21 protein-coding genes are annotated in these 25,412 nt (G+C 65.8%); 12 read left to right on the top strand and 9 right to left on the bottom strand.

All coding sequences use genetic code 11. The annotated features are described in order from the left end of the window. The 7 genes from ACTJK0_RS16505 to ACTJK0_RS16475 all read right to left on the bottom strand — a co-directional run. Positions 1-1,487 (bottom strand): amino acid permease (locus ACTJK0_RS16505; RefSeq protein WP_440745921.1); only part of this gene is annotated, 1,487 nt, incomplete at its 3' end. Positions 1,488-1,532: 45 nt separating this feature from the next. Next, positions 1,533-2,483: a glutaminase gene (locus ACTJK0_RS16500; RefSeq protein WP_440745920.1), complete on the bottom strand. Its 951-nt coding sequence runs from the start codon at positions 2,481-2,483 to the stop codon at positions 1,533-1,535. Further along, positions 2,480-4,075, bottom strand: a complete 1,596-nt coding sequence (locus tag ACTJK0_RS16495) for a PucR family transcriptional regulator (protein WP_440745919.1) — start codon at positions 4,073-4,075, stop codon at positions 2,480-2,482. Before ACTJK0_RS16495 ends, ACTJK0_RS16500 begins: the two co-directional genes overlap by 4 nt. A gap of 223 nt (positions 4,076-4,298) precedes the next feature. Continuing rightward, positions 4,299-5,051: a maleylpyruvate isomerase family mycothiol-dependent enzyme gene (locus ACTJK0_RS16490; protein WP_440745918.1), complete on the bottom strand. Its 753-nt coding sequence runs from the start codon at positions 5,049-5,051 to the stop codon at positions 4,299-4,301. After that, on the bottom strand, positions 5,051-5,896 hold the full coding sequence (locus ACTJK0_RS16485) for a fumarylacetoacetate hydrolase family protein (RefSeq protein WP_440745917.1): 846 nt from the start codon (positions 5,894-5,896) through the stop codon (positions 5,051-5,053). Before ACTJK0_RS16485 ends, ACTJK0_RS16490 begins: the two co-directional genes overlap by 1 nt. Continuing rightward, positions 5,896-7,038 carry a cupin domain-containing protein gene (locus tag ACTJK0_RS16480; protein WP_440745916.1) on the bottom strand — a complete coding sequence of 381 codons (1,143 nt, stop codon included), beginning with the start codon at positions 7,036-7,038 and terminating at the stop codon, positions 5,896-5,898. Before ACTJK0_RS16480 ends, ACTJK0_RS16485 begins: the two co-directional genes overlap by 1 nt. 111 nt (positions 7,039-7,149) lie before the next feature. Continuing rightward, positions 7,150-7,956, bottom strand: a complete 807-nt coding sequence (locus tag ACTJK0_RS16475; RefSeq protein WP_440745915.1) for an IclR family transcriptional regulator — start codon at positions 7,954-7,956, stop codon at positions 7,150-7,152. Positions 7,957-8,004: 48 nt separating this feature from the next. Here ACTJK0_RS16475 and ACTJK0_RS16470 point away from each other — a divergent pair, with 48 nt between their 5' ends. Both ACTJK0_RS16470 and ACTJK0_RS16465 read left to right on the top strand, forming a co-directional pair. Next, positions 8,005-9,300 (top strand): MFS transporter, encoded by a 1,296-nt coding sequence (locus ACTJK0_RS16470; protein ID WP_440745914.1) that lies wholly within the window; start codon positions 8,005-8,007, stop codon positions 9,298-9,300. Beyond that, the gene (locus ACTJK0_RS16465; protein ID WP_440745913.1) at positions 9,293-10,540 is read left to right on the top strand and encodes an FAD-dependent oxidoreductase; all 1,248 of its coding nucleotides are present in this window, start codon (positions 9,293-9,295) and stop codon (positions 10,538-10,540) included. Before ACTJK0_RS16470 ends, ACTJK0_RS16465 begins: the two co-directional genes overlap by 8 nt. 212 nt (positions 10,541-10,752) lie before the next feature. On the opposite strand, the gene ACTJK0_RS16460 is transcribed toward ACTJK0_RS16465, so the two are convergent. Further along, positions 10,753-11,805 (bottom strand): LacI family DNA-binding transcriptional regulator, encoded by a 1,053-nt coding sequence (locus ACTJK0_RS16460; protein WP_440745912.1) that lies wholly within the window; start codon positions 11,803-11,805, stop codon positions 10,753-10,755. A 216-nt stretch (positions 11,806-12,021) separates the two neighbouring features. Between ACTJK0_RS16460 and ACTJK0_RS16455 the strand changes: the two genes are divergently transcribed. The 10 genes from ACTJK0_RS16455 to ACTJK0_RS16410 are packed head-to-tail and all read left to right on the top strand — an operon-like array spanning position 12,022 to position 24,651. Further along, a complete protein-coding gene (locus ACTJK0_RS16455) occupies positions 12,022-13,383 on the top strand; it encodes an ABC transporter substrate-binding protein (protein WP_440745911.1) in 1,362 nt (453 codons plus the stop codon). Positions 13,384-13,389: 6 nt separating this feature from the next. Continuing rightward, positions 13,390-14,397: a carbohydrate ABC transporter permease gene (locus ACTJK0_RS16450; RefSeq protein WP_440745910.1), complete on the top strand. Its 1,008-nt coding sequence runs from the start codon at positions 13,390-13,392 to the stop codon at positions 14,395-14,397. Further along, positions 14,394-15,317 (top strand): carbohydrate ABC transporter permease, encoded by a 924-nt coding sequence (locus tag ACTJK0_RS16445; protein WP_440745909.1) that lies wholly within the window; start codon positions 14,394-14,396, stop codon positions 15,315-15,317. Before ACTJK0_RS16450 ends, ACTJK0_RS16445 begins: the two co-directional genes overlap by 4 nt. A 2-nt stretch (positions 15,318-15,319) precedes the next feature. Further along, complete coding sequence (locus tag ACTJK0_RS16440; RefSeq protein WP_440745908.1) at positions 15,320-16,168, top strand: sugar phosphate isomerase/epimerase family protein; 849 nt, start codon at positions 15,320-15,322, stop codon at positions 16,166-16,168. Further along, positions 16,165-17,328, top strand: coding sequence for a Gfo/Idh/MocA family protein (locus ACTJK0_RS16435; RefSeq protein WP_440745907.1), 1,164 nt, complete (start codon positions 16,165-16,167; stop codon positions 17,326-17,328). The genes ACTJK0_RS16440 and ACTJK0_RS16435 overlap by 4 nt, the downstream gene beginning before the upstream one ends. A 4-nt stretch (positions 17,329-17,332) precedes the next feature. Further along, entirely contained in the window at positions 17,333-18,238 is a 906-nt protein-coding gene (locus tag ACTJK0_RS16430) for a sugar phosphate isomerase/epimerase family protein (RefSeq protein ID WP_440745906.1), read from the top strand. A gap of 3 nt (positions 18,239-18,241) precedes the next feature. Further along, complete coding sequence (uxaC, locus tag ACTJK0_RS16425) at positions 18,242-19,645, top strand: glucuronate isomerase (RefSeq protein ID WP_440745905.1); 1,404 nt, start codon at positions 18,242-18,244, stop codon at positions 19,643-19,645. Next, positions 19,642-21,075 (top strand): mannitol dehydrogenase family protein, encoded by a 1,434-nt coding sequence (locus ACTJK0_RS16420; RefSeq protein WP_440745904.1) that lies wholly within the window; start codon positions 19,642-19,644, stop codon positions 21,073-21,075. Before uxaC ends, ACTJK0_RS16420 begins: the two co-directional genes overlap by 4 nt. 37 nt (positions 21,076-21,112) lie before the next feature. Further along, entirely contained in the window at positions 21,113-22,342 is a 1,230-nt protein-coding gene (manD, locus tag ACTJK0_RS16415) for a D-mannonate dehydratase ManD (protein WP_440745903.1), read from the top strand. Positions 22,343-22,371: 29 nt separating this feature from the next. Beyond that, positions 22,372-24,651: a gluconokinase, GntK/IdnK-type gene (locus ACTJK0_RS16410; protein ID WP_440745902.1), complete on the top strand. Its 2,280-nt coding sequence runs from the start codon at positions 22,372-22,374 to the stop codon at positions 24,649-24,651. 99 nt (positions 24,652-24,750) lie between these two features. On the opposite strand, the gene ACTJK0_RS16405 is transcribed toward ACTJK0_RS16410, so the two are convergent. Continuing rightward, a complete protein-coding gene (locus tag ACTJK0_RS16405; protein ID WP_110544971.1) occupies positions 24,751-25,368 on the bottom strand; it encodes a Rho termination factor N-terminal domain-containing protein in 618 nt (205 codons plus the stop codon). Between the last annotated feature and the right edge of the window lie 44 nt (positions 25,369-25,412).

Below are 25,412 nucleotides of genomic sequence, written 5' to 3'. Positions count from 1 at the left end.
GGCGATGTGCCGGTGTAGCCGTCGCGGGTTTCGGCGATTTGGCGGATGCGGGTGCGGCAGGCGTACCAGCCGGCGACCATGAGGATGCAGGCGATGGCGGTGACGAGCATGGTCAGGGGTGAGTCGATGAAGACCATGATGAGGACCCCTACCAGGAAGAGCAGGGAGAGGTAGCCGGTGTAGGGGGCGCCGAACATGCGGAAGGAGGGGCGTTGGACCCAGCCTTTGTCGGCCCAGCGCTTGAGCTGGATCTGGCAGAGCACGATGGTGGCCCAGGTCATGATGATGCCCACGGAGGCGATGTTCAGCACGATTTCGAAGGCGTCGGCCGGGACCAGGTAGTTCAGCGGAACCCCGAGGAGGGACACGACGGCGGTGATGGCGATGCCGCCGTAGGGGACGCCTGCCTTGTTCATGCGGGAGGCGAACTTGGGGGCCGAGCCGTTGACGGACATGGAGCGCAGGATCCGGCCGGTGGAGTAGAGCCCGGCGTTCAGCGAGGACAGGGCCGCGGTGAGGACGACGAGGTTCATGATGACGTCCACGCCCTGGACGCCGATGGAGCCGAAGAACGTCACGAAGGGGCTGACGCCTTTTTGGTAGGAGGTGAAGGGCAGCAGCAGGGCCAGCAGGATCACGGAGCCGACGTAGAACACGGCGATGCGGAAGACCACGGAGTTGATGGCCTTGGGCATGATTTTTTCGGGGTTTTCGGTTTCGCCGGCGGCGGTTCCGACGAGTTCGATGGAGGCGTAGGCGAACAGGACGCCCTGCATGAGGATGATCATGGGCAGCAGGCCGTTGGGGAAGATCCCGCCGTTATCGGACAGGAGGCTGATGCCCACCGGCTGGCCGGAGACGGGGGTGCCGAAGATGACGAAGTAGGTGCCGATGATCAGGAACGCGACCAGGGCTGCGACCTTGATCAGGGCGAACCAGAATTCCATTTCGCCGAAGACTTTCACGGAGACCAGGTTCAGTGCCAGGACCACGATGAGGGCGGTCAGTGCCCAGGCCCACTGCGGGACGTCGGCCATCCAGGGGATGTAGTTGCCGAAGAAGTGCATGTAGAGGGCGGCGGCGGTGATGTCCACGATGGTGGTGGTGGCCCAGTTGATCCAGTAGAACCAGCCGGAGACGAACGCGGCTTTTTCGCCGAAGAATTCACGGGCGTAGGAAACGAACGAGCCCGAGGAAGGCCGGTGCAGGACCAGTTCGCCCAGGGCGCGCAGGATCAGGAACGCGAAGAACCCGCACACCGCGTACGCGATGACCAGGGACGGGCCCGCGGCGTTGAGCCGGCCGCCGGCACCCAGGAACAGGCCGGTACCGATCGCACCGCCGATCGCGATCATCTGGATCTGCCGCGGCTTGAGGTTCTTGTGGTAACCCTTGTCCTCGGCGTGCAGGGAGGTCTCGGACGCATGCGCATGACCACCATCAATCAAGTGGTCGAATTCAACCTCGTCATTGGGGTTGTTGGGCATGGGTATTCCTTTCGATCCGGGGAAGATCTTGCTGGATGGGGAAAATTAGAAAACTGACCAGCCGGTGCGGTCGGAGAGGTCGGCAAGGGCGGCGGTGCCGGCAAGGGAGTTGCCCTTGGCATCAAGGCGCGGGCTCCAGACGCAGATGGCGCACTGTCCCGGGACGATGACCAGGATGCCTCCGCCCACACCGCTCTTTCCGGGCAGGCCCACCCGGTACGCGAATTCGCCGGCGGCGTCGTACATGCCGCAGGTCAGCATGATGGATCCGATCCGCTTGGCCTCGCTCGGGCTCAACACCCTGCCGGAGGTTCCCTGGCCGTCATTGGCGAGGAACAGGCCGGCCTTGGCCAGCTGGACGCAGCTCATCATGATGGAGCACTGGCGGACATAGTTCTCCACCACCGATTCCGCGGGCTGGGTGAGGTTGCCGAAGTCCTTCAGGAAATGCGCCAGCGCCAGGTTGCGGCTGCTGCCCGCCAGTTCGCCCGCAGCGGCGGCTTCGTCGATCGACGGGCCGTGGCTTGCTGTCCCTTCCTCCGCGCCCGCTTGTTTGGTGAGGAACTGCAGGAGCTGCGTGGCGGCGTCGGGCGTCTCTTCCATCAGGTGGTCGGTGACCACCAGGGCGCCGGCGTTGATGAAGGGATTGCGGGGGATGCCGTGCTCGGCTTCGAGCTGGACCAGCGAATTGAAGGCCGTTCCGGAAGGTTCGCGCAGCACCCGCGACCACAGGCGGGCGGAGCGGCTTCCCTGCAGCGCCATGGCCAGGGTGAACACCTTGGAGATGCTTTGGATGGAGAAGGGAACGTTGGCATCGCCGGAACTGAAGACTTCACCGGAGGTGGTGGCGACGGCGATACCGAAGCGGTCGAAGGGGACCGTGGCCAGGAAAGGGATGTTTCCCGGAACGGTTCCTTCTTTTTTCTGCGGGCGGTGACGCCGGACGATGTCCCCGAGGAGGAGGCCAAGGGGTGGTGCGCTGAGTGTGGTGCTCATTTCCTGCCTGGATTGTCGTTGGAGGCGGCCCATTCCTGGAGATGGAGCAGGGCCACCAGGGAGTCGCGGGGGTTGCCGAAGTCCAGGCCGGTGACCCGGACAGCCTTGGCAACGCGGTAGTACACCGTGTTTTTGTGCAGCTTCATCCGTTTGGCGCATTCGGCGACGTCGAAAGAGGCATCGAAATACGCCTGCAGTGTTGTTGCCAGTTCGGCGTCGTCGAGGAGCAGCGCCGCCAGGCTGCGGTGGCGGAAAGGCGCATCGTGGAAGTTGCGCACCGCCTGGCGGTAGAGGATTTCGGCTTCGAAGTCGTCAACGGTGGCCACTGACCCGGCCTCCGCGCTGCGCACGCAGGCCAGAAGCGCCTCGGTGATTCCGGTGGCGGTGTGGATGGACAGCAGGTCCGGGGCCAGCGGCCCCACCGCGGCGGACGGGGTAATGCCAAGGTGTTTGGCGGCGTCCCTCACGATCGCTTCTGCGAGGGCCCGCAGCCCTGCTTCCGCGGTGCCGGAATGCAGGTCAGGCATGATGATGGCGGTGTCACCGTTGAACTGCCCGACGACGGCGGATGCCTTGTAGGCAGCGGCGTGGATGGAGGCAAGGTTGGCAAGCTCCCCGTGCTTGAGTGCCGCGTCTTCAGCCCGGGAGTCGGCGTCGGACATGCCGATCAGGAGGAGTGCTGCGGGACGCTCCGACGGGATCTTGCCGCTGTGTGCACTGGCGGCGGCTTCTGCCGGGCCTGAGAGGATCCGTGCAATCCGGTCCTCCCGCATGTGGACGGACTGCTGGTTGCGGTAGCGGATGAGTTCGGCGGATACCCGCGCCGCGGACCCGGTGAGCACGTATTCGACGTCGGGACCGAAGCCGTCGCCGGTTTCCTGCAGCCAGATGTACCCCATGATCCGTTCGCCGGCGAAGAGCGCGATTGCCACCCTTTCCCGGAGGCCGTCCTGGGGCCTGGCAGGTACACGCACGGGCTGGCGGGTGCGGTGGAGCTCGCGGTAGGCGCCCAGGTCCTTGAGCAGCAGTTCATACTTCCTCGGACCGCGCCGGGACAGGATGGATGCTTTCCGGAGTTCATCGATGTCGTTGGTGACGGTGGAGTAGGCAAGGACCTTGTTGGCCGCATCCTCGACCAGGACGTGGCTGGAGGTCAGCCGGGCGGTTGTCTGGGCGATGGCGAACAGGTCTTCCTCAAGGAGGGTGAGTACCTCGCGTTCGTAGCTGCGGGGCTGGATCCGGTCCTTGGCAATGGAGAGCAGGCGGTCCCAGTCAGCGGCCGGGTCCACCAGGAGGAGCCCGGAACCGGCGGCGCTGAGGAGTTCCTCGGCCTCGGCGGCATCTTCCCGGTTGCCCTTCACCGCCACCACGGGCGGCGGATTGTCCAGGAGGCGCCGGATGGCAGGCAGCGCAGAGCGGCCGCGGACGCCGATGAGCAGCACAAATGCCCCGCCGGCTTGGACGCCCTCATCGTCGGCGTCGACGATCAGGAACCGTTCGATGTCCGGCGCTGAAGACGCGGGCCGGAGGATGAGGCTGGCGAAGCCAAGGGGAAGATCCGAGAGGATGTCATCCACCGTAACCGCGGCCATGGGTTGTCCTTTTGCATTGGTCCTGCCGGACGGCTCTGTCCGGATACCTCATGCTATCCAGCCTTGTGGGGCGGGATTATGGAATCTGTTCCAACTCCCATGGAGCATTTTTGGTTTCCAGTCCGAGGCGGCGGCCCGGCCCAGGAAAAAGGGCGCGGCAGCAACGCCAATGGCGGGCCAGCCGTGCTGGCCCGCCATTGGGCACGGAATGGTGCGCCCGTCGTCAGATCCAGGCCGGTGCCCGGGGCACCGGGGTGATGGAGCCGCCGTCGTGCTGTGCCCTGGTTCCGTCCGTGCCCCGTCCGGTGGCCCACTGGGCAATGGCGGCCAGGGAACCGGACACCACGGTGGGCGAGGCGGCCGCGGTGTCGCCGAAGACCATGCCGGTGCCGTCCACCATGATGAGGAGCCCGTTGTCGGTGCCGCGGGCGTTCCAGGCGCTGGTGATGTCCTTGAGGAGGCGGGCCAGGACGGTTTCAGGGATGTCCTTGAAGGTTGCCCCGTTGTCCAGGTCGATGGCGTGGACCCATACTTCACGGGTGCGCATCCAGACGGTTTCCTCGGCGGGGACGGTCCTGCCTTGGACGGTCTTGACCTTGTGGTGCCAGGAATCTGCGGGCAGGTCCCGCCACTCGACGTTCAGGTGCACGGCGGAGTGGTCGAACAGGTTCCGCAGCGCGATGGGGGAGAGGGTGGCGCCGAAGTCGATCTCGTGGTTGCGGACCTCAACGGAAGGGTACATCGGTGTTTCCACGCCGGTGGCTGCCCATTCGACCAGCCGTGCGACGGCCCGGGCGTTGTAGCCCACGTGGGCTACGACGTGGCGGCGGGTCCAGCCCGGCAGCAGCGAGTCCCCGTCCAGGTCCCCGTCGGTGAGCTCGTTGAGCTTGCGGGCGAAGAACGCGGTGCCGCGCCGGGCCTGCAGGAGCCCGTCGAGCAGGACAGGATCGGTGGTCTGGTCGTGCCGGGCAACCATCAGGCTTCCTTGACCACGCGGTTGGTCAGCTGGCCCAGGCCCTCGATGGTGGTCACCAGGACCTGGCCTTCCTGCAGGTAGCGCTTGGGATCCTGGGCGTGGCCCACGCCGCCTGGGGTGCCGGTGGCGATGACGTCGCCCGGGTTCAGGGTGATGATGGTGGAGATGTAGGAGACCAGGAACTCCGGGGTGAACACCAGGTCCGAGGTGGGGGTGGACTGCTGGACGTCGCCGTCCACGGCCGAGGTCATCAGCGGGCCGGGCGTGAACTCGTCCTTGGTGACCAGGGCCGGGCCGAACGGGGTGGACTTCTCCCAGGTCTTGCCCTGCAGCCACTGGATGGTGCGGAACTGGTAGTCGCGCATCGAGATATCGTTCAGCACCGCGTACCCGGCGATATGATCTGCGGCCCGGGCCTCGGGGATGCGGCGGCCGGCCTTGCCGATCACGATGGCGAGTTCGGCTTCCCAGTCCACGGTGTCCGATTCCTGAGGCAGGGCCAGGTCGTCGTTGGGGCCGATCAGGGATTCGGCGTACTTGGCGAACAGGGTGGGGTGCTCCGGAACCTCGCGGCCCATCTCCTTGATGTGGTTGCGGTAGTTGTGGCCCACGCAAATGATCTTGCCCGGGGCGGGCACGACGGCGGCAAGGTCGGCACCGTCCAGGGCGTGCGTTGCGCCGTTGGCCGCCTTCGCCGTGGTTTCCCAGGCGGGGTCCTTCAGCAGGGCCCCGACGTCGGAGAAGCCCGGGATCTCGGTGAGGGTATCGCCGTCCTGGCGGACCGCCGTCGTGCTGGTGCCGTTGCCTGTGCCTTCGGAGTTCAGGCGGAGGGTGAGGAGTTTCATTACTTGGTGCGTCCTTCGATGTAGGTGCGGTTGAAGTTCAGGCGCTCAAAGATGGGGGCGTCGCTGAACCGGAACAGGTCAAACTCCGTTTGTGAGCCGGCTTCGGCCTGCAGGGACCAGGCTGCCCAGGACGGGACTACGAACAGGTCGCCCTTCGCCAGGACCCTGGCTTCGCCGTTGAGGGTCACGGTGCCGGTGCCTTCGAAGACCTGCCAGACGCTGGAGCCCACCTCGCGGACGGTCTCGGTCCAGGCGCCGGCCCGGAGGCGGTGGAACTCGGCCCGGATGGTGGGCATGACGTCCCCGCCGGTGGTGGGGTTGGTGTAGCGGATGGCGGCGTGGCCCTGGGAGACGGTGGCCGGGTGGCCCTCGTCTTCGAGGAGCAGCTGCTCGCGCAGCGCGGCGTCGGTGTACTTCCACCGGTAGGCGGCGATGGGGGAGTTGGTGGTGTCCTCCAGGCCGGAGAGCGGGCGCAGGCCGGGGTGGACCCAAAGCCGCTCGGAACGGGAGATGTCCGGGGTGGCCTCGTCGGTGACGCGCTCGGTGCCGAACTCGAAAAACCCGGCGTCGGCGTAGTGTACGAACGGGATGTCCAGGCCGTCGATCCAGGCCATCGGTTCATCGGTGTCGTTGTGGTGGCCGTGGAAGTTCCAGCCCGGGGTGAGCAGGAAGTCGCCGCGGGACATGCGGACGGGATCGCCGTTCACTACCGTCCACACGCCCTCGCCTTCGACGACGAAGCGGAACGCGTTCTGGGAGTGGCGGTGTTCCGGGGCGGTCTCGTGGCCGCCCAGGTACTGGATCGCGGCCCAGAGGGTGGGGGTGGCATACGGGGTGCCGGCCAAGCCCGGGTTCGCCAGGGCGATCGCACGGCGTTCCCCGCCGCGGCCCACCGGCACCAGGTCGCCGGCGCGGGCAGCCAGCGGGTACAGATCATCCCACCGCCACACGTGCGGCACTGCCTTGGGCGACGGGACCATGGGCATCAGGTCCGCGATCTCCGTCCACAGCGGAACCAGGTTTTCCTTATCGAAATCCTTGTACAGCTGCTCGAGCTGGGCGGCTTCCTCGGGGGTGGGCTCCGGAACATGGTGTTCCTGTGCCACGGATTCGTGGGTTTGGTTTTCAGCGCTGATCGACACTGGCCTTCTCCTTGCGTGCGGACTGACTGCGGCGTGGATTCGACCTTAGGGAAGGATGCACTGTGACCTCCAGCATATTCTGGCAGCCAGAATTCACGTGCCGCCGCGGGGTCAGCTGCCTGCTGCTCCGTCCGCCGGGTGGGCCGCGATGTCAATTTCCAGCTGGCGCTTGGTTTCCATCATGACGCCCACCAATCCGGCATCGAACAAGGGCCGGAACCGGGCCACCGGAGTAGCCACGCTCAAGGCTCCTACCACCATGCCCCGGCCGTTGTGCAGTGCCATGCCGAAAGCGCTGATGCCCTCCTCGGTGCCTTCGAAATTTGCGGCGAAACCGTTGGCGCGCACGGACTCAAGCTCGCGCAGGAAGGCCGGGTACTCGGCGTCGGGAATGTAGTCGCCCGCCAGCTCCGCGTTGGGGCTGCGGAACAACTGCTCCAGCACGCCCTGGTCCAGTTCCGCGAGGATCGCCTTTCCGCCCGACGCTCTGTGTGCCGGCAGCAGGGTGCCTTGCCGGTCCCCAACACGCAGGATGTTGGTGCTCTCCACCGTGTCCAGGAAGCGGACTTTGGTACCCACCCGGATCATCAGGTTCACCGTCTCGTTGGTGCGCGCGCAGAGCAGTTCCATGTGCGGGCGGGAGATGTCCCGCAGCTGCCGCGTCCAGCTGAATCCAGCTGGACCTGCGCCCATGGCCGGGCCGGGAACGTACCGGCGGGTTTCGTCCTGGACGGCGAAACCCCGGTAGACCAGCATGGCCAGGAGTCGGTGCGCGGTGGACGGGGCCACCCCCAGCTCGGCCGCGGCGTCCTTGAGGCGCAGGCTGCCCACGTCCCGCAGGAGTTGGAGGAGCTGCAGGGCGTTGTCCACCGCTTCAATGGAATAAGTGGGCTTACGCCGGGCAGGAAGATTCTGCATGACAGAATGTTATGTGCCTACGGGCTTGCCTGCCAGCACAGTGGTGGGATGAATCACACAACTTCCGCTGCAGCGCCGCAGCGCACGGCCGCCCCCGCCACGGGTGGAGGCTTTTCCGGGTTTCCCCGGCGTTCCATGCTCGCCGTCCTGGTGTGCTGGCTGCTGGTCGTTTTCGACGGCTATGACCTGATCGTCTACGGCACGGTCCAGGGCTCCCTCATCAACAACACCGGTTGGGGCCTGACCAAGGCCACCGCCGGCACCATCGGGTCGATGGCCTTCGTCGGCATGATGATCGGAGCGGTCTTCGCCGGCCGCATGTCCGATACCTGGGGCCGGCGGCGCACCATCATCGGCTGCGCCATCGTGTTCTCCGTCTTCACCATCTTCTGCGCTTTTGCCCCCAACGCGCCGGTCTTCGGCGGCCTCCGCCTCCTGGCGGGCATCGGCCTGGGCGGCCTGGTGCCTTCCGCCAACGCCCTGGTGGCCGAGCTCGTCCCGGAAAAATGGCGCTCGACCATTGCCACGCTCATGATGTCCGGTGTTCCCATCGGCGGCTCCATCGCAGCGTTGGTGGGCATCCCGCTGATCCCTGCCTTCGGCTGGCCAGTTATGTTCCTGGTGGCCGTCGTTGCCCTGCTGGTGGTCATCCCGCTGGGCATCCGCTACCTGCCGGAGACGCTGGCGCCCGGCCCCAAGGGCGCAGCCCAGGGCAGCACCGCCAAGGACGCCGTCGGGTTCGGGTCCCTGCTTCGGGCGCCTTACCTCGGCACCAGCCTGCTGTTCGCCATCGGCACCCTGGTGACCCTCTTCGCCTGGTACGGCCTGGGCACCTGGCTGCCCAACCTCATGCAGCTGGCCGGGTACAACCTTGGGTCCGCCCTGACGTTCGCGCTGGCCCTCAACCTGGGCGCAGTGGCGGGCTCGGTGCTGACCGCCTGGGCAGGCACCAGGTTCGGGCCCGTCCCCACCGCAATTGCGGCAGCCGCTGTGGCCGCCGCCGCCCTGGTGGTCCTGGTGACCGGGCCGCCGGTCGCCGTCGTCTACCTCATGCTGGTCCTCGCCGGCGTGGGAACACACGGCACGCAGTGCCTGATCATCGCCGCCGTGGCCAGCCACTACCCGGCGCACCTCCGCGGCACAGCCCTCGGCTGGGCGCTGGGCGTGGGGCGGATCGGAGCAGTTGCAGCTCCCCAGGCCGGCGGGCTCCTGCTCGCAGCGGGTCTGGGCGTCAACTCGAACTTCCTGGCATTTGCCGGAGCAGCCGCAGCAGCAGCAGTCCTGCTCGCAGCCGTCGGTACCAAAATCAAGAAATCAACAGCAGTAGGAGTTTCCAATGTCTAACGTCAAAGCGTCCACCGACGTCCTGGTAGTGGGCGGCGGCATGGCCGGGCTTGCCGGAGCGCTGGCGCTGCGCGAAAACGGCGCCGACGTCACCCTCGTAGAAGTGGCACCTGCCTTCGGCGAAGTCGGGGCCGGCCTCCAGATGGCCCCCAACGCCTCCCGCGTCCTCAAGCGCTGGGGCCTGCTGGAAAAGGCGCTCGAAATCGGCGTCCAGCCCAAGCACCTGGTGTTCCGCGATGCCATCACCGGCGAGGAACTCACCCGACAGAGCCTGGGCGGCGAGTTCGAGGAACGCTACGGCGCCCCCTACGTCGTCATCCACCGCAGCGACCTTCACCGGATCCTGCTCGAGGCATGCCAGGCCGCCGGCGTCACCCTGGTGAACGACGTCCTGGTGCAGAAGGTGGAGACCGACGGCGACCGCGCCCGCGCCCACACCGCCAAGGGTGAGGTGTTCGAGGCCGACGCCATCCTGGCTGCAGACGGGCTCAAGTCCACCCTCCGGGCTACCGTTGCCAACGACGGCCCCGTCAACTCCGCCTACGTGGCGTACCGCGGAACCGTACCCATCACCGAGGAAACTCCCGCCGCGGACCTGGAGGACGTCATCGTCTACCTCGGCCCGAACTGCCACCTTGTCCAGTACCCGCTCCGCAAGGGCCAGCTGCTCAACACAGTGGCCGTGTTCAAGTCCCCGTCGTTCGAACGCGGCGAAGAGCAGTACGGCGGCGTGGACGAACTCCAGGCAGCCTACAAGGACTGCGTCCCCGCCGTGCAGGAAGCCCTGAAGAACCTGGCCACCGGCATCCGCTGGCCCATGTATGACCGCAACCCGATCGAGAACTGGGTTTCCGGCAGGATGGCCCTCATCGGCGATGCCGCCCATCCGATGCTGCAGTACCTGGCCCAGGGTGCCTGCCAGGCGCTGGAGGACGCAGCTGTCCTGCAGGACGTGTCCCGCGACAAGGTCTTCACAGCTAAGGGCATCGACGCCGGTGCCTGGGAAGCTGCGTTCGGCGAATTCAATGAGGCCCGCGCCAGCCGGACAGCCCGCGTGCAGCGGACCGCGCGGATTTGGGGCGAGTCCTGGCACGTGGGCGGTGTGGCCAGGGTCCTGCGGAACATGCTGTTCAAGAGCCGGGGTGACAACAACTTCCAGTACAACGACTGGCTGTACGGCCGCGGCGAGCCCGGCGTTCCGGCAGAGGTTCCCACCGGGGCCGTGCTGGCGGAAGCGTAAGCGCCGCGTTCCAAAGGCGGGCGTACGACGGCGGCTGGTTCCCGCCGTGCACGCCCGCCCCGTGCGTGGGCTGGGTCTGGGCGTCCACCACCATCGACTGCTCCCCACCGGCACCCTAACCTCGCAAGCTCGGCCAGGGAACCCTGCGGTGTGGGCCCACATAACTGTCCTTTTGAGCGCTGAAAACGGCAATTACGGAGCAATCGATGCGTTCAGGCCGGTGCCGGCCCGGTTGACTCCCGGATGGTCAGGTGAGTTGGCATGACGGCAAGCTGGCGGCTGGCGTTGCCCGCAAGCGGGTTGAGCTGGGCCAGCAGCATTGACACCGCCACCCGTCCGGCCTGCTCAATGGGACTTGAGATGGTGGTCAGCGGGGGATTGCAGAAGTCCGCGCCGAAAATGTCGTCGGAGCCAACGATGCTCATGTCGGCCGGAACCCTGATGCCTCGGGCCTGCAGCCGCTGGAGCATGCCGATGGCCAGCAAGTCGTTGAACACGATGCATGCCGTTGCCCCCGTCCTGACCGCGGCATCCGCCGCCGCCGCCCCCGACGTGGTCTTGGGGGTGTAGGGGCCGATCCGGTGCACCTCCATCCCGCGCTTCGTCGCGTCCTCTTCGAAGACCTTCCACCGCATTTGGTTGGACCATGAGGTGGGCGGCCCCGCCACGTAGCAGACCTTGTGGTGGCCCAGCGAGGAAAGGTGTTCCAAGGCCTGGATGATGGCGGACGGCGTATCGATCATCACCGTCGGCGCGCTCGTGGATGCGCGGTTGAAGGTCACCAGCGGCTGTGACTGCGAAACCTCGGCCAGCTGGGCGTCGGTCAGGCGTGAGGCCGCCAGGATAAATCCGTCCGCGGATTTGCGCATCTTGTGCAGTGCATCGAGCTCCATTTCGCTGGATTCCTCGGTGTCCACCAGGAGCTGTGTCACGCCCGCGGCCTTGAGCTGGTGCTGGGTGCCGCGGATGATGTCGAAGTAAAACGGGTTGGTGATATCCGGTACCAGCACGGCCACGGCGTTGGTCCGTCCCGAGCTGAGCCCCCGGGCCTGCGAGCTCGGCACGTAATGAAGTTCCGCCGCTGCCTCTTCGATCCGCAGCCGCGTCCTGGGGTTCACCCTGTCAGGCCGGGCGAGGGCCCGGGACACAGTGGAGGTGGCAACGCCGGCCAGCTCGGCAACGTCGCGGATGGTGGGTGGGCGGTCCCGCCGGATTGCCGCGTTCGAGGTTCTCCCGGCGGTGTCTGCAGCCCCTGAATCAGGCATGACGGTGGACCTTTCCTTGCTGGCTGGACCAACCGCCACGGCAATTTTCCGCCGGCGTGCCCTAACTTGCGATGCATCTATCTGAGCATTTATGGCAACTTTTGGCAACCGCTTGCCACTTACTTGCCACCTTCCTAGACTTGCACTCGAGTCGCCTGCAGTGATTTCCGCCACAGGACGGATGTGGCCATGTGGGTGTCCTAGAGGAGAAAAACAATGAGGTTTAAATCGACTACTGGGCTCGCGGCAATTGTCACGGCTGCAGCACTCGCCCTGACCGGTTGTGGATCCGGAGGCTCCGGCAACAGCGGAGGCTCAACCAACGCGAATGGAAAAGTGGACGGTACAGGCAAAACCCTCAACGTCCTGGTCGGCGTTCTGAGCCAGTACCCCGAACAGCAGAAACAGTGGCAGAGCGATATCGCCGCCAAGTTCAAGGCTGAGACCGGCGCCGACGTGAAATTCGAAACCTTCGCCTCCGCCAATGACGAGCTCACCCGTATCCAGACCTCAGTGGTCTCGGGCCAGGGACCTGACATCTATGGACTCGGCACCACTTTCACGCCGACTGCCTGCGCCACCAAGGCCTTTGTCACCCTCTCGGACGACGACTGGAAGGCTGTTGGCGGCAAGGATCGCTTCAACCAGGCCGCCCTGGGCATTTCCGGACCGGACAAGGACCACCAGGCCGGCATCCCCTTCGTCAGCCGCCCCTTCGTCATGGCCTACAACAAGGACCTGCTGGCCGCGGCTGGCATCGACAAGCCCGCCACAAGCTGGGACGAGCTGGCAGCCCAGGCCAAGAAGATGACCAAGGGCGACACCTACGGCATTGCCACCGGCTACAAGGACAACTTCGACCCGTGGAAGTTCATCTGGGCCATGTCCGTCCAGGCCGGCAACCCGCTGGTGGACGGCAACAAGCTGAAGATGGACGACCCCACCGTCAAGAAGGCCTACGAAACCTACTTCGGCTGGCTGACCAACGACAAAGTGGTTGACCCCGCCTCTGTGGGTTGGAGCAACAGCAACGCCGTGGCAGCGTTCGCCAGCGGCAAGGCGGGCTACCTGATGATGACCACCTCCAGCTCCATCCCCACCCTGGACAAGTCGGCAATCGCGGGCAAGTACGAATACACGCTGATGCCCACCATCGCTCCGGGTGAAACGCAGTCCAAGTCCGACGGCGACGCCGCCAGCATCCTCTCGGGCGACAACCTGGTAGTGGCTGACTACTCAAAGCAGAAGGACCTTGCCTTCGCCTACATCAAGCTCATCACCTCCAAGGACGAGCAGCTGAACTACCAGAAGACCTTCGGTGACCTCCCGGCCAACGCCGAAGCCCTCGCCAGCCTGACGGACCCCAAGCTCAAGCCGCTCGCTGACGCCGCCGCCAAGTCCAAGGCGACGCCGTTCACCGGTGCCTGGGGCGATATCCAGCTGGGGCTCCTTAACGTCACGGTCCAGTCCGTCCCCGACCTGGCCGCCGGCAAGGTGGACGAGTCCGCCCTCGAGCAAAGGATCAAGGACGCCCAGAACAAGGGCCAGGCTTCCCTGGACCGGGCCTCCAAAGGATAGGTTCTGATGTCAACCGACGCCTCCCATGAAGTCCGGCCTGCGGATACCGCCGCAGGCCGGGCGCCCCGCCCCGCTGACGACACCGGGCGCCAGCCCGGCCACAAGGGCGGACTGCGCCGCAAGGGCCTGAGTGAACGGAACCGCCCGCTCTGGATGCTGATCCCGGGCGGAGCCCTGATGATTATCATCATCGTGGTCCCGCTGCTGCTGGGCATCTACATGTCCGTCCTCAATCTGGACCAGTACACCCTGCGGAAATGGATCAGCGCACCGCTCATCGGAGCCGAAAACTTTGTTGAAGCAGTCACCAATTCGCCCCTGCTCCACGCCGTATGGCTCAGCGTCAGCTACTCGCTGCTGGCCATGGTGGTCACGCTGCCCCTGGGTATCGCCGCCGCGGTGGCAACACAGAACGCCTTCAAGGGCCGGGCGGTAATCCGTTCCATCTTCCTGATCCCGTACGTCCTTCCGTCCTTCGTAGTCGCGACCGTGTGGCGGACCATGCTCCAGCCCGGCGGAATTGTCGATGAAGCCCTTGCCACCGTGGGGATCCACGTGGGGCTGTGGCTCAACGGACCGCAGACCTTCTGGACGCTGGTCCTGGTCCAGATCTGGGCGTCCTGGCCGTTCATCTACCTGCTGGCGCTGTCCGGCCTGCAGTCCGTGGACCACGAGGTGCATGAGGCGTCAGCCCTGGACGGGGCACTGTGGTGGAACAAGTTGCGGTACGTGGTCTTCCCCTACCTGAAGGGCCCGCTGTCGCTGGCCTTCCTGATCGGGATGCTGCACCACATCAACAACTTCACCCTGCCGTTCGTGCTGTTCGGCGTCCCGGCCCCGGCCGACGTCGAAGTCCTCCCCATCCTGACGTATGTCACGAGCTTCCAGAGCTTCCGGTTTGGCCTGAGCGCCGCGATGGCCTTTATCTCCCTGGTGCTCATCGCCATCCCGCTGTTCGTCTACCTGCGTGCCGTCAAGCTTGACGACGCCGACACCCCAGGAGGCAAGAAATGAGCACCACGACAGCCACGCGTCACAGTCCGGGCACCGTCGCCGTCGAACGTCCAGGTTCGCACCGCCAGCACGAGGTCCTGAGGCTTCTGCCCACGCCTTTGCTGATCTTCGTCCTGGTCTTCCTGGGCGCCCTGGTCCTGATTCCGGTGTTGTACATCTTCCTGGCCTCGGTGAACTCGGACATCGGGGTCGCTAACGGCGAGTTCTGGCCGTCCTCGGTCACGTTCGAGAACTACTCGAAGATCTGGACCAGCGTGGGCCTGGCCACCGGCCTCACCAACAGCGTCCTGGTGGCCGGCGCCACCGCAGTGGTCTCCGCCGCAATGTCCGTTTCCACGGCGTTCGTCCTGGTCCGTTACACCTTCCGGGGCAGGCTGACCATCCTCCGCGGCCTGCTGGCACTGCAGTCCGTTCCCGGAACGCTGATGGTGCTGCCGGTGTTCGTTCTCTTTTCCTCGGCCGCTACCTACCTCGGTATTCAGGTCATCGGCACCCAGTGGGGGCTGTTCGTCACCTACCTGACGTTCGCCATGCCGTTCTCCACCTGGGTGATGGTCACCTACCTGCGCGGGCTTCCCAAGGAACTCGAAGAAGCAGCAAGGATTGACGGCGCGTCCAACCTCGGCGTGCTGTTCCGGATCATCCTGCCGCTGAGCTGGCCCGGCATCGTTGTCTCTGGCATCTTCGCCTTCCTGCTCGGCTGGAACGATGTCCTCTTCGCATCGGTGATGACCCGGCCCGAAAGCCAGACCGCCGCCGTCGCGCTCCAAATTTTCGGTGCCTCGCAGGAAGGCGGCGCCATCCCGTACTACGGCCAGATGATGGCGGCGGCCCTGGTGTGCGCCGCGCCGGTGGTCATTCTCTACCTGATTTTCCAGCGTTACCTAGTAGGCGGGCTGACCGCCGGAGGAGTTAAATAACCATGGTTTCGACCACGCAGACCACATGGCAGTTGTCAGGCTTCGGCGATGAGATCGACGACGACCCCGCACTCCAGATCGCAGTGCTGCAGGCCCTCGGCGCGAACCACATCGAAGTCCGCAGCGCCTGGGGGACCAACATCGTGGACCTCAGCAACGAACAGCTCCAGGCCCTTGCCACCCTGCTGAACGAGAAGGGCATGAAGGTCTCAGCGATCGCTTCCCCGATTGGCAAGGTGGACGTCAGCCTTCCCGTCGAGCACGAGGTGGAACGGCTGCGCCGGGCAGTGAACGCCGCCAAAGTCCTGAATGCACGGTACATCCGCATCTTCTCCTTCTACTACGGGGACTCCGTGCAGGTGGAGAGCATCCGCGACGACGTCATGGAACGCATGCGGGCGCTGGCGGAAGTGGCAGAGGAAGCCGCCGTCATCCTCCTGCACGAGAACGAAAAGGACATTTTCGGGGATGTCCCCGACCGCGTGCTGGACATCATAAAGACCGTCAATTCGCCCGCCCTGAAGGTCGCGTGGGACGCCGCGAACTTCGTCCAGGTGGGGGTCAAACCCTTCGACGAGGGGTACGCCAAGCTCCGTCCCCACCTTGAATACCTGCAGGTCAAGGACGCATTGTTTGCAAACGGCCACGTCGTCCCGGCTGGGGAGGGAGACGGGGACGTGCTCCGGACCGTCGAAGCGCTGAAGGCTGACGGGTACCAGGGCTTCGCGTCCTTGGAGCCGCACCTCGCCGGCGCCCACGGGCTGGGCGGGTTCTCCGGCCCCACAGCCTTCGGCATCGCAGCCCGGGCCTTCGCAAAAGTCACCGCAGAAGCAGGAGTCCAGACCGCATGAGCACCTTGAACGTAGCCATCACCGGGTGCGGCGTCATCGGGCGCACCCACGCCGTAGCCCTCCAGTCCTTCCCGGATGCCCGGATTGTGGCGCTGGTGGATGCCATTCCGGCCGCTTCCGAAGCGCTCGCCGACTTCATCGAGCAGCAGGGCGGGCAGCGGCCGCCGCAGTTCAGCACGCTTGCGGAAGCCTTTGCGGCGGTGGACATTGACCTGGTGGCGCTGGCAACGCCCAGCGGCCTCCACATCCAGCAGGGACTGGAAGTGTTGGCCGCCGGCAAGCACGTGGTGATCGAAAAGCCCCTTGACGTGGACCTAACGCGGGCGCAGGAGATCGAAGCCGCGGCAAAGGAAGCCGCCGGCAAGGGGATCGTAGCCTCGGTCATCAGCCAGCACCGGTTTGACCAGTCGAGCGTTGCTGTTGCCGATGCCATCGCCAAGGGCCGCTTCGGCCGGCTGACCTCCGCCATCGCTTCCGTGGCCTGGTGGCGCAGCCAGGGCTACTACGACTCCGGCGACTGGCGCGGCACGTGGGCCATGGACGGCGGCGGCGCCCTCATGAACCAGGGCGTCCACACAGTGGACCTGCTGCTGTGGTTCATGGGACGTCCGGTGGAGATCCATGCGCACACCGCCCGGCTGGCCCACGAACGGATCGAAGTGGAGGACACCGCCGTCGCCACGGTCACCTTCGAAAACGGGGGACTGGCAGTGCTGCACGCCACCACTGCCGCCTACCCCGGGCTGACCGTCCGCGTCCAGCTCATGGGGTCTGAAGGATCAGCCGTGGTGGACAACGACCGGCTGCAGTACTTCCACAGCAGGGACGCCGGCGGCGAGTCCGCGGACATGGGCCTTCAGGGCGGTGGCAACCAGGCCGAGGAGGAACTGGCCAAGTACCCGGAGGAGGACTACAAAGCCGCGGACCCCACCACGTACCCCGCGGGGCACGTCCGGCAATACCGGGACATCCTGGCCGCGATCGCCGCCGGGCGGCAGCCAGGCGTCACTGTCAGCGACGCCGTCAACGCGCTCGCAGCGGTGCGGGCCGTGTACGTATCGGCCACCTTGGGCCAGCCCGTCCTCTTCGATGACGTTCTGGCGGGCAAGTACAACGATCTCGAAGTCCGCACGGGCAACAATGCGGCAGAAAGCGCTTGAGGCTATGAAGTTTTCAGTATTTACGGCATCAACCCCGGAATGGACGCCGGAAGAGGCCGTCCAGCACCTCGCGGACCAGGGCTGGGACGGCGTCGAATGGCGTATCACGGACCAGGCGGATGCGGCGGAACCCGGTTTCTGGGCCGGCAACAGGGCCACGCTCCCGCTCACTGGAATGGAGGAGCATCTGGACTGGATCGCGGCCATCACCAGCACCGCGGGCCTGGAGTTCTCCGGCGTCGGCGGATACGCCAGGTGCGACAACCACGCCGACGTCGACCGGATGCTTGCCGCCACCGCCCGCCTGGGCGCGGAAAAAGTCAGGGTGACCACGCTCCCGCTGGGCACCGCGGCATGGGGAAACGAACCGGCCAGCGGTACCCCCTACCCGGAGCTTTTCGACCGAGCCCGCCGGGACTTCGAATGGATCGCCGAACGGGCTGCCCACCATGGAGTGAAGGCGCTCGTGGAACTGCACCACCGAACCATCACGGCCTCCGCCTCCTCCGCGCTCCGGCTGCTGGACGGACTGGATCCCCAGCACGTGGGCGTCATCCATGACCTGGGCAACCTGCTCATCGAAGGCCAGGAAGACTATCTGCCGGCGTTCGAGCTCCTGGGCGACTACCTGGCCCATGTCCACGTCAAAAACGCGGTCTGGGTCAACAGCGGCGAAACCGACGAGTCCGGGGCCGCCATCTACCGGAACGAGTGGGCTCCGCTGCGTTCGGGCCAGGGCAGTGTCCTCCAGTACTTCAAGGCACTCGCGGCATTTGGCTATGACGGCTGGGTGACTGTGGAGGACTTCTCCACCGAGCTTCCCCTGGCCGAACGCACAGCGGACAACCTGGAATACCTCCGCTCCACGGCCGCTCTGGCAGGGCTTTCCGTCCCGGCAGGGAGGCGTTGAACCATGGGCCAGCCGATAGCGGACCACCCGGACCGGCTCCTGCCCGCCGACCCCGGGGTCCGGGAGATTGCCCGTTCTCTCTTCGCGAAGGTGGAAGGGCTGCCGATCATTTCCCCGCACGGGCACGTGGATGCGGCGGTGATCGAACAGAACACGCCCTTTCCCGACCCGGCAGCGCTGCTGGTCACGCCGGACCACTACGTCACCCGGTTGATCCACGCCGGCGGGGTGCCTATGGGACAGCTGGGCCTGGGCGGCCAGCCCGCTGACTCGCGCCAGGTGTGGCGCCGTTTCTGCGAGGCGTGGCCGAACTTTGAGGGAACCGCCTCCGGGTACTGGATCCGGCAGGAGTTCGCGCACGTGTTCGGCGTGCCTGAGGAGCCATCCGCGGAGAACGCTGACCGGCTCTACGACGCGCTGCAGGCCAAACTGTCGGAGCCGGGCTTCCGGCCGCGCGAGTTGTTCAAGGAATTCAACATTGAGGTGTTGGCCACCACTGATGACCCGCTGGATTCCCTGGACAGCCACGCAGCCCTGCAGGCGGATCCTGCCTTTTCGGGTCGGGTACTGCCTACGTTCCGGCCGGACCAATACCTGAACATGGCGCATCCGGCCTGGCAGGACAACGTGGAACGTCTCATCAGCGCGGCCGGGGACGGCGCCTCCGGCTACGCCGGGTACATCCAGGCACTCGAGTCACGCCGGCGCCACTTTGTGGAACGCGGTGCCGTGTCCGCGGATCACGGCGTGTTCACGCCCGCAACGCTGAAGCTGGACGACGGCGAGGCGGAGCGGCTTTTCGAGCTCGGCCGGTCCGGGCAGGCGGGGCCGGGGGAACGGGGCGCCTTCGAGGCACACATGCTGTACCAGATGGCCAGGATGTCCGTGGAGGACGGCCTGGTCATGACCATCCACCCGGGCTCGTTCCGCAACCACCACGCCCCGACGTTCGAGGCTTTCGGCGCGGACACTGGCCATGACATTCCGGTAGCCGTCAACTACACCGAGGCCGTCCGGCCGCTGCTGCAGGATTTCGGCACGGACAAGGACTTCCACCTGGTCCTGTTCACCCTGGACGAGACGGTGTTCTCCCGGGAACTGGCGCCGCTGGCCGGGTTCTACCCGTCGGTCTACCTCGGGGCGCCGTGGTGGTTCCTGGACGCCCCGGACGCGATGCTCCGTTTCCGGTCGGCGGTCACGGAGACGGCAGGATTCTCGCGGTCCTCGGGCTTCATCGACGACACCCGGGCCTTCTGCTCCATCCCGGCCCGGCATGACACCGCCCGTCGGATCGAGGCGTCCTTCCTGGCCAGGCTGGTTGCTGAACACCGGGTCAGCGAGGAACGGGCGCATGAACTGATCGTGGACATCGTGGACGCGTCTCCCCGGCGGGTGTTCAAGCTGTGAACGCCGCGCCGCCTGCACTCAACCGCAGCCTGAAGCCGCTGCCCAAACCCCCGGTGCGCATCGTGCACCTTGGGCTGGGGGCGTTCCACCGCTCCCACCAGGCCTGGTACACCCAGCACGCCCCGGACGCGGCGGAGTGGGGGATCGCGGCGTTCACGGGCCGCCGCCCCGACGCCGCGGCAGCGTTGTCCCGCCAGGACTGCCTTTACACGCTGGTGGAGCGGTCGGCCGGCGGCGACAGCTTCGAAGTCATCGGCAGCATCGTGGAGGCGGTGGACGGGGCCAACATTGCACGGCTCTGCGAGCTGGTCGCGGCGAAGGAAACGGCAATCGTCACGCTGACGATCACCGAGGCTGCCTACGGGCTGGCCGCGGATGGAACGTTCGACGCCGGCGCTCCAGGTGCGGTGGATGACCTCCGGGCGCTGTCGGCAGCGGCGTCGGGCGGGACAGGGGCGCAAGGTTCCGGTGTGCCGGTGACGCCTTTGGGGCGCCTGGTGTTGGCCCTCGCCCGGCGCCGGGACAGCGGCTCAGGACCCATCGCCGTCGTCAGCTGCGACAATCTTTCGGCCAATGGTGAGGTGGCCCGGCGTGCGGTCCTGGGCCTGGCGGGCGCCTGGGGCCAAGGGCTGGTGGAATGGATCGAAGCGAACGTCAGCTTTGTCAGCACCTCGGTGGACCGCATTACCCCCCGCACCACGGAGGCGGATATCGCGGAAGTGGCCGAACAATGCGGCTACCGCGACAGGTCGCCGGTGGTGGCTGAACCGTTCCGGAACTGGGTGCTTAGCGGTGGTTTCCCGGCCGGCAGGCCGCGCTGGGAGGACGCAGGCGCGGTGATGGTCGGTGACATAGAACCCTATGAAAACCGCAAGCTGTGGCTCCTCAACGGCTCGCACTCAATCCTGGCCTACGCCGGGCAGCTCCGCGGCCACGCCACTGTGGCCGAGGCCTTGGCCGATCCGGTGTGCCGCAAGGCCGTGGAGGATTTCTGGAACGAAGCGGCAAACCACCTGACCGCAGCAGGCCTGGACATCCCGCAGTACCGGAGAGCCCTGCTGGACCGGTTCGGCAATGCCCGCATCGCCCACCGGCTGGCGCAAATCGCGGCCGACGGGACCACCAAGCTGCGCATGCGCGCCGTCCCGGTCCTGCTGGCCGAACGCGCCGCCGGCCGCAGCGGCTCCGGCAGCGCGCTGATGCTTGCCTCGTGGGTCGACTATGCCGGCTCCGGCGCCGAATTCCAGGACCCGCTGGCCGAAGACATCAAGGCCGCCAACGGGTTGTCCGGCACACCCAGGGTCCAGGCCCTGCTCCGCCTGGTCAGCAAAGACATCGCCAACGACGACGGGATCGTTTCCCTGGTCTCCGGGCTGTGCGGCACCTTCCATGCCCACCCCGCCAAAACCGCCTCTCCCACTCATCTTTAGACCCTGCTTTTTACTTCCGGAAGGAACAGTTAGTCCCATGAAAATCATTGCCGCCGATGTGTTCGTTACCAGTCCGTCCCGGAACTTCGTGACCCTCCGGATCACGACGGAGGATGGGGTGACCGGTATTGGTGATGCCACGTTGAACGGGCGGGAACTGGCTGTTGCCGCGTATTTGAAGGAGCACGTGGCACAGCTGCTGATCGGGAAGGACCCGCACCGGATCGAGGACACCTGGCAGTTCCTGTACCGGAGTGCGTATTGGCGCCGGGGGCCGGTGACGATGGCGGCGATCGCCGCGGTGGACATGGCTTTGTGGGATATCAAGGGCAAGCTCGCGGGGTTGCCTGTCTACCAACTGCTCGGCGGGGCGTCCCGGAACGGGCTGCGGGCGTACGGGCACGCCTCGGGGTCCGATATTGAGTCGCTGTTCGATTCCGTGCGCGAGCATTTGGAGCTGGGCTACAAGTCGATCCGGATCCAGACCGCGGTCCCGGGGATCAAGGCCGTGTATGGGGTGGCGGCGCAGGCCCAGGCATCGGGGGAGCGGTACGACTATGAACCGGCCGGACGGGGTGCGTTCCCGGTGGAGGAGGACTGGGACACCCGCGCCTACCTGCGGCACCTGCCCACCGTGTTTGAGGCGGTCCGGAACGAGTTTGGTCCGGAGATCCCGCTGCTGCACGACGGGCACCACCGGATGACGCCGATCCAGGCCGCGAAGCTGGGCAAGGCACTGGAACCCTATGACCTGTTCTGGCTGGAGGACTGCACCCCTGCGGAGAACCAGGAAGGCCTGCGCCTGGTCCGCCAGCACACCACCACGCCCCTGGCGATCGGGGAAATCTTCAACACCGTGTTCGATTTCCAGACCCTGATCAAGGAACAGCTCATCGACTATGTCCGGGCCGCGTCCACGCACTTCGGCGGGATCTCGCCGTTGAAGAAGGTGATGGATTTCGCCGCGCAGTACCAGATCAAGTCCGGCTTCCACGGGCCGACGGACATTTCCCCGGTGGGGTTCGCGGCGCAGTTGCATGTGGGGTTGGCGATCCATAATTACGGGATCCAGGAGTACATGCAGCACTCGGACAAGACCAACGAGGTCTTCGAGCAGTCCATGACCTTTGTGGACGGGTACCTGCACCCGGGCGACAAGCCCGGGATCGGGGTCGAATTCAACGAAGAAGCCGCCGCGGCCTTCCCGTACCAGCAGGCCTACCTGCCCTACAACCGCCTCGTCGACGGCACCGTGCACGACTGGTGAGCGTGGGCATGACTGGTGAGGAAGCACCAATGAACAAGATCCGCATCGTCGTCATGGGCGTCTCCGGCTGCGGCAAGACCACCATCGGCGGGCTCGTGGCCCGCGAACTGGGGGTTCCATTCCTTGACGGCGATTCCCTGCACCCGGTGGAGAACGTGGCCAAGATGGCAGCCGGCACGCCCTTGACGGACGAGGACCGATGGCCCTGGCTCGCCACCGTCGGTGCCGAGCTGGCCAAAGCCGGCGACGCCGGCCTGGTCCTTGCCTGCTCTGCCCTCAAGCGCAGCTACCGCAATGCAATCCGCGCCCAGGCACCGGACACCATCTTCCTGCACCTGAACGGGAGCAAGGAAGTTCTCGCACAGCGGGTAGCAGGCAGGTCCGGGCACTTCATGCCACCTGCGCTCCTCGACTCCCAACTCGCCACCCTCGAACCGCTCCAGGACGACGAGGCCGGCGTCGTGGTGGACATCGCCGCACCCGTCCCGGAGGTGGTGGCCCAGGCACTCAAGGGGATCGCCGCCGTCGTACCTTCACACAAGGGTGCACACGGCACCCGGCCGCGGCAGTTCGACGTCGACCTTGCGGCAGCGCCGTTCAATCTCGACGCCGACGCAATCGCCTGGGTGGAAGGCACCCTTGGTGCCATGACGCTTGAGGAAAAGATCGGGCAGCTCTTCATCAACCACAACAACGACTATTCGCCCGAATACCTTGACGGCGTGCTGGAGAATTACCACGTGGGCGGCATGCGCTACCGGCCTGGCCCGTCCGCCGCTGTCCAGGAACACATCCGGTATGCACAGTCCAGGACCCGGATTCCCCTGCTGGTCGCGTCCAATCCCGAGATGGGCGGGGCCGGCAGCTGCGACGACGGCACGTTCGTCTGTACGCACCTCCAGGCCGGATCGCACCCCGATAAATCCATCGCCCGGCAGATGGGGCAGGTGGCCGGGGTGGAAACGGCGGCACTGGGGTGCAACTGGGCATTCGCACCGATCGTGGACATCCATTACAACTGGCGGAACACCGTCATCTCCACGCGTTCCTTTGGCAACACACCACAGATCGTGGTGGAACGCGCCAAGGAGTACTTCGACGGCATCAGTGAATCTCCCACGGCCTGCGCCATGAAGCACTTCCCTGGCGACGGCATCGACGAACGCGACCAGCACGTGGTCACGTCCTACAACACCCTCGGCTACGGGGAGTGGAACCGCACGTACGGGCACGTGTACCGGGAGATGATCGCGCACGGCGTGCAGTCCATCATGGTGGGCCACATCGGGGCGCCCGAGGTCTCCCGGCACTTCCAGCCCGGGATGGCGGACGCGGAAATCCTGCCGGCCACGTTGTCTCCGGAGCTGCTGCAGGACCTGCTCCGCGGGGAGCTCGGCTTCAACGGCCTGGTGCTGACGGATGCCTCACAGATGGTGGGCCTGACCGCGGCGAGGAAGCGCAAGGACCTGGTGCCGGCCACTATCGCTGCCGGCTGCGACATGTTCCTGTTCTTCCGCAACCCCGCTGAGGACTTCCAGTACATGCTGGACGGATACAAGTCCGGAGTCATCACCGAGCAGCGGCTGCACGATGCGCTGCGGCGGATCCTGGGGCTGAAGGCATCATTGGGGCTGCACCTCAAGCCCGTTGACCAGCTGGTCCCGCCTGTTGAGGCGTTGGCATTGATCGGGTCATCTGGGCACCGTGCCATGGCGGCGGAGATCGCGGACAAGACCGTGACGCTGGTCAAGGACACCGCAGGGAACTTGCCCATCACGCCCGAAACCCATCCCCGGATCCGGCTCTACGGCATCTCCGGCGGCGCCGACTTCACCCGTGCCGATCCGCTGGCCTACCTGGCCGTGGTCAAAGAGGAATTGGAGGCCGCCGGTTTCGAGGTACACCTGTTCCGGACGGCGGAGCAGCGTGCGGCGGCGGGGGAGGCTGGCGTGAACTTCATGTCCGTTATTTCGGAGGAAGCCACGGGGGACTACTCGGAGAAGTACGACGCCGCGTTTGTGTTCGCCAACGTGAAGGGCTTTGCGCAGGAGGCTGCCATCCGGATCAAGTGGTCTTCCCCGATGGCTGCTGAGATCCCCTGGTACGTCACCGAGGTTCCCACGGTGTTCGTATCGCTCAACCAGCCAAACCACCTGATCGACGTGCCCATGGTCAGGACCGCCATCCACGCCCACGCCGGGACACGCGAAGCCATCCGCGCTGCGGTGGAAAAGATCCAGGGGAAATCGGAGTTCCAGGGGACGTTCAATGAGAACGTGTTTTGCGGGTCGTTCGACACCCGGCTTTAGCAGTTCACGCAGGAAGCGCCCCCGCATCAGTTCATCAGCGGGGGCGCTTCCTTTGTTGTGCCCGGATTCACGAGGCCTTAGCAGGGCCTTTGGGAAGGCTCAAGCGTCCTCACGGTCCGGGTTTTCAAGCCGGAAGAAGTTGGACTGGGTTCCGTCGGTCCGCTGTTCCTGGTAGATGAAATTCAACCGGCGGTCGTCAAAAGTCTTGAACCATTCCTCCCAGCTGACTTCGCGCAGGTTGGTGTCCTTGTCCCTGAAATCGATGCGGAGGACACCCAGATGGTCGCCGTGTTCGGTGCCGTCAACGGTGGCCGGAACTCCACCGCGTTCTTCCGCCCACTGCCGGATGACTTCATGGTGGGTCGTGGCCAGGCTGCGGCCTTCGCGTTCCGGTTCCTCCTCGGTGGAGGTGATCTCCTGCGAATACTTCAAAGATTTGGACGAGTCATCGCCGTACCGGATCTTGCCGCCGTCCGGGCCTGCGCCGAGGTCTTCAGCGTCTTCCGCAGCGGAACCGGCATCATCACGATCGCGGCCGCCGCCGTCCTGGCGGGCCTTGGCCACCTCTTTGACCAGTTCTTCCTTGCGCAGGCCTGATGCGCCGCTGATGTGCTCTTCCCTGGCTTCCTGGCGGAGCTCGTCCACCTTCATGTTGCGCAGTTCGGTCTCACTGACGTCGGGCGTGTTCGGTGTCTGGTTACCCGGCTTCTCACTCATGGCTTGTCCTCCTTTTGCAGAACTTTTCGGCAGAACCAACAAAT

Origin of the sequence: Paenarthrobacter sp. 22069, from assembly GCF_052046035.1 — a bacterium.
In the GTDB taxonomy this organism is placed as follows: Bacteria; Actinomycetota; Actinomycetes; order Actinomycetales; family Micrococcaceae; genus Arthrobacter.
This window is presented reverse-complemented; position numbering and strand designations above follow the sequence as displayed.

What these genes read in the sequence shown, in the direction of transcription:
- ACTJK0_RS16500 (WP_440745920.1), bottom strand. Translation starts at nt 2,483, where the DNA reads ATGAGCACCACACTCAGCGCACCACCCCTTGGCCTCCTCCTCGGGGAC.
- ACTJK0_RS16495 (WP_440745919.1), bottom strand. Translation starts at nt 4,075, where the DNA reads ATGGCCGCGGTTACGGTGGATGACATCCTCTCGGATCTTCCCCTTGGC.
- ACTJK0_RS16490 (WP_440745918.1), bottom strand. Translation starts at nt 5,051, where the DNA reads ATGGTTGCCCGGCACGACCAGACCACCGATCCTGTCCTGCTCGACGGG.
- ACTJK0_RS16485 (WP_440745917.1), bottom strand. Translation starts at nt 5,896, where the DNA reads ATGAAACTCCTCACCCTCCGCCTGAACTCCGAAGGCACAGGCAACGGC.
- ACTJK0_RS16475 (WP_440745915.1), bottom strand. Translation starts at nt 7,956, where the DNA reads ATGCAGAATCTTCCTGCCCGGCGTAAGCCCACTTATTCCATTGAAGCG.
- ACTJK0_RS16470 (WP_440745914.1), top strand. Translation starts at nt 8,005, where the DNA reads ATGAATCACACAACTTCCGCTGCAGCGCCGCAGCGCACGGCCGCCCCC.
- ACTJK0_RS16465 (WP_440745913.1), top strand. Translation starts at nt 9,293, where the DNA reads ATGTCTAACGTCAAAGCGTCCACCGACGTCCTGGTAGTGGGCGGCGGC.
- ACTJK0_RS16460 (WP_440745912.1), bottom strand. Translation starts at nt 11,805, where the DNA reads ATGCCTGATTCAGGGGCTGCAGACACCGCCGGGAGAACCTCGAACGCG.
- ACTJK0_RS16455 (WP_440745911.1), top strand. Translation starts at nt 12,022, where the DNA reads ATGAGGTTTAAATCGACTACTGGGCTCGCGGCAATTGTCACGGCTGCA.
- ACTJK0_RS16450 (WP_440745910.1), top strand. Translation starts at nt 13,390, where the DNA reads ATGTCAACCGACGCCTCCCATGAAGTCCGGCCTGCGGATACCGCCGCA.
- ACTJK0_RS16445 (WP_440745909.1), top strand. Translation starts at nt 14,394, where the DNA reads ATGAGCACCACGACAGCCACGCGTCACAGTCCGGGCACCGTCGCCGTC.
- ACTJK0_RS16440 (WP_440745908.1), top strand. Translation starts at nt 15,320, where the DNA reads ATGGTTTCGACCACGCAGACCACATGGCAGTTGTCAGGCTTCGGCGAT.
- ACTJK0_RS16435 (WP_440745907.1), top strand. Translation starts at nt 16,165, where the DNA reads ATGAGCACCTTGAACGTAGCCATCACCGGGTGCGGCGTCATCGGGCGC.
- ACTJK0_RS16430 (WP_440745906.1), top strand. Translation starts at nt 17,333, where the DNA reads ATGAAGTTTTCAGTATTTACGGCATCAACCCCGGAATGGACGCCGGAA.
- uxaC (WP_440745905.1), top strand. Translation starts at nt 18,242, where the DNA reads ATGGGCCAGCCGATAGCGGACCACCCGGACCGGCTCCTGCCCGCCGAC.
- manD (WP_440745903.1), top strand. Translation starts at nt 21,113, where the DNA reads ATGAAAATCATTGCCGCCGATGTGTTCGTTACCAGTCCGTCCCGGAAC.
- ACTJK0_RS16410 (WP_440745902.1), top strand. Translation starts at nt 22,372, where the DNA reads ATGAACAAGATCCGCATCGTCGTCATGGGCGTCTCCGGCTGCGGCAAG.
- ACTJK0_RS16405 (WP_110544971.1), bottom strand. Translation starts at nt 25,368, where the DNA reads ATGAGTGAGAAGCCGGGTAACCAGACACCGAACACGCCCGACGTCAGT.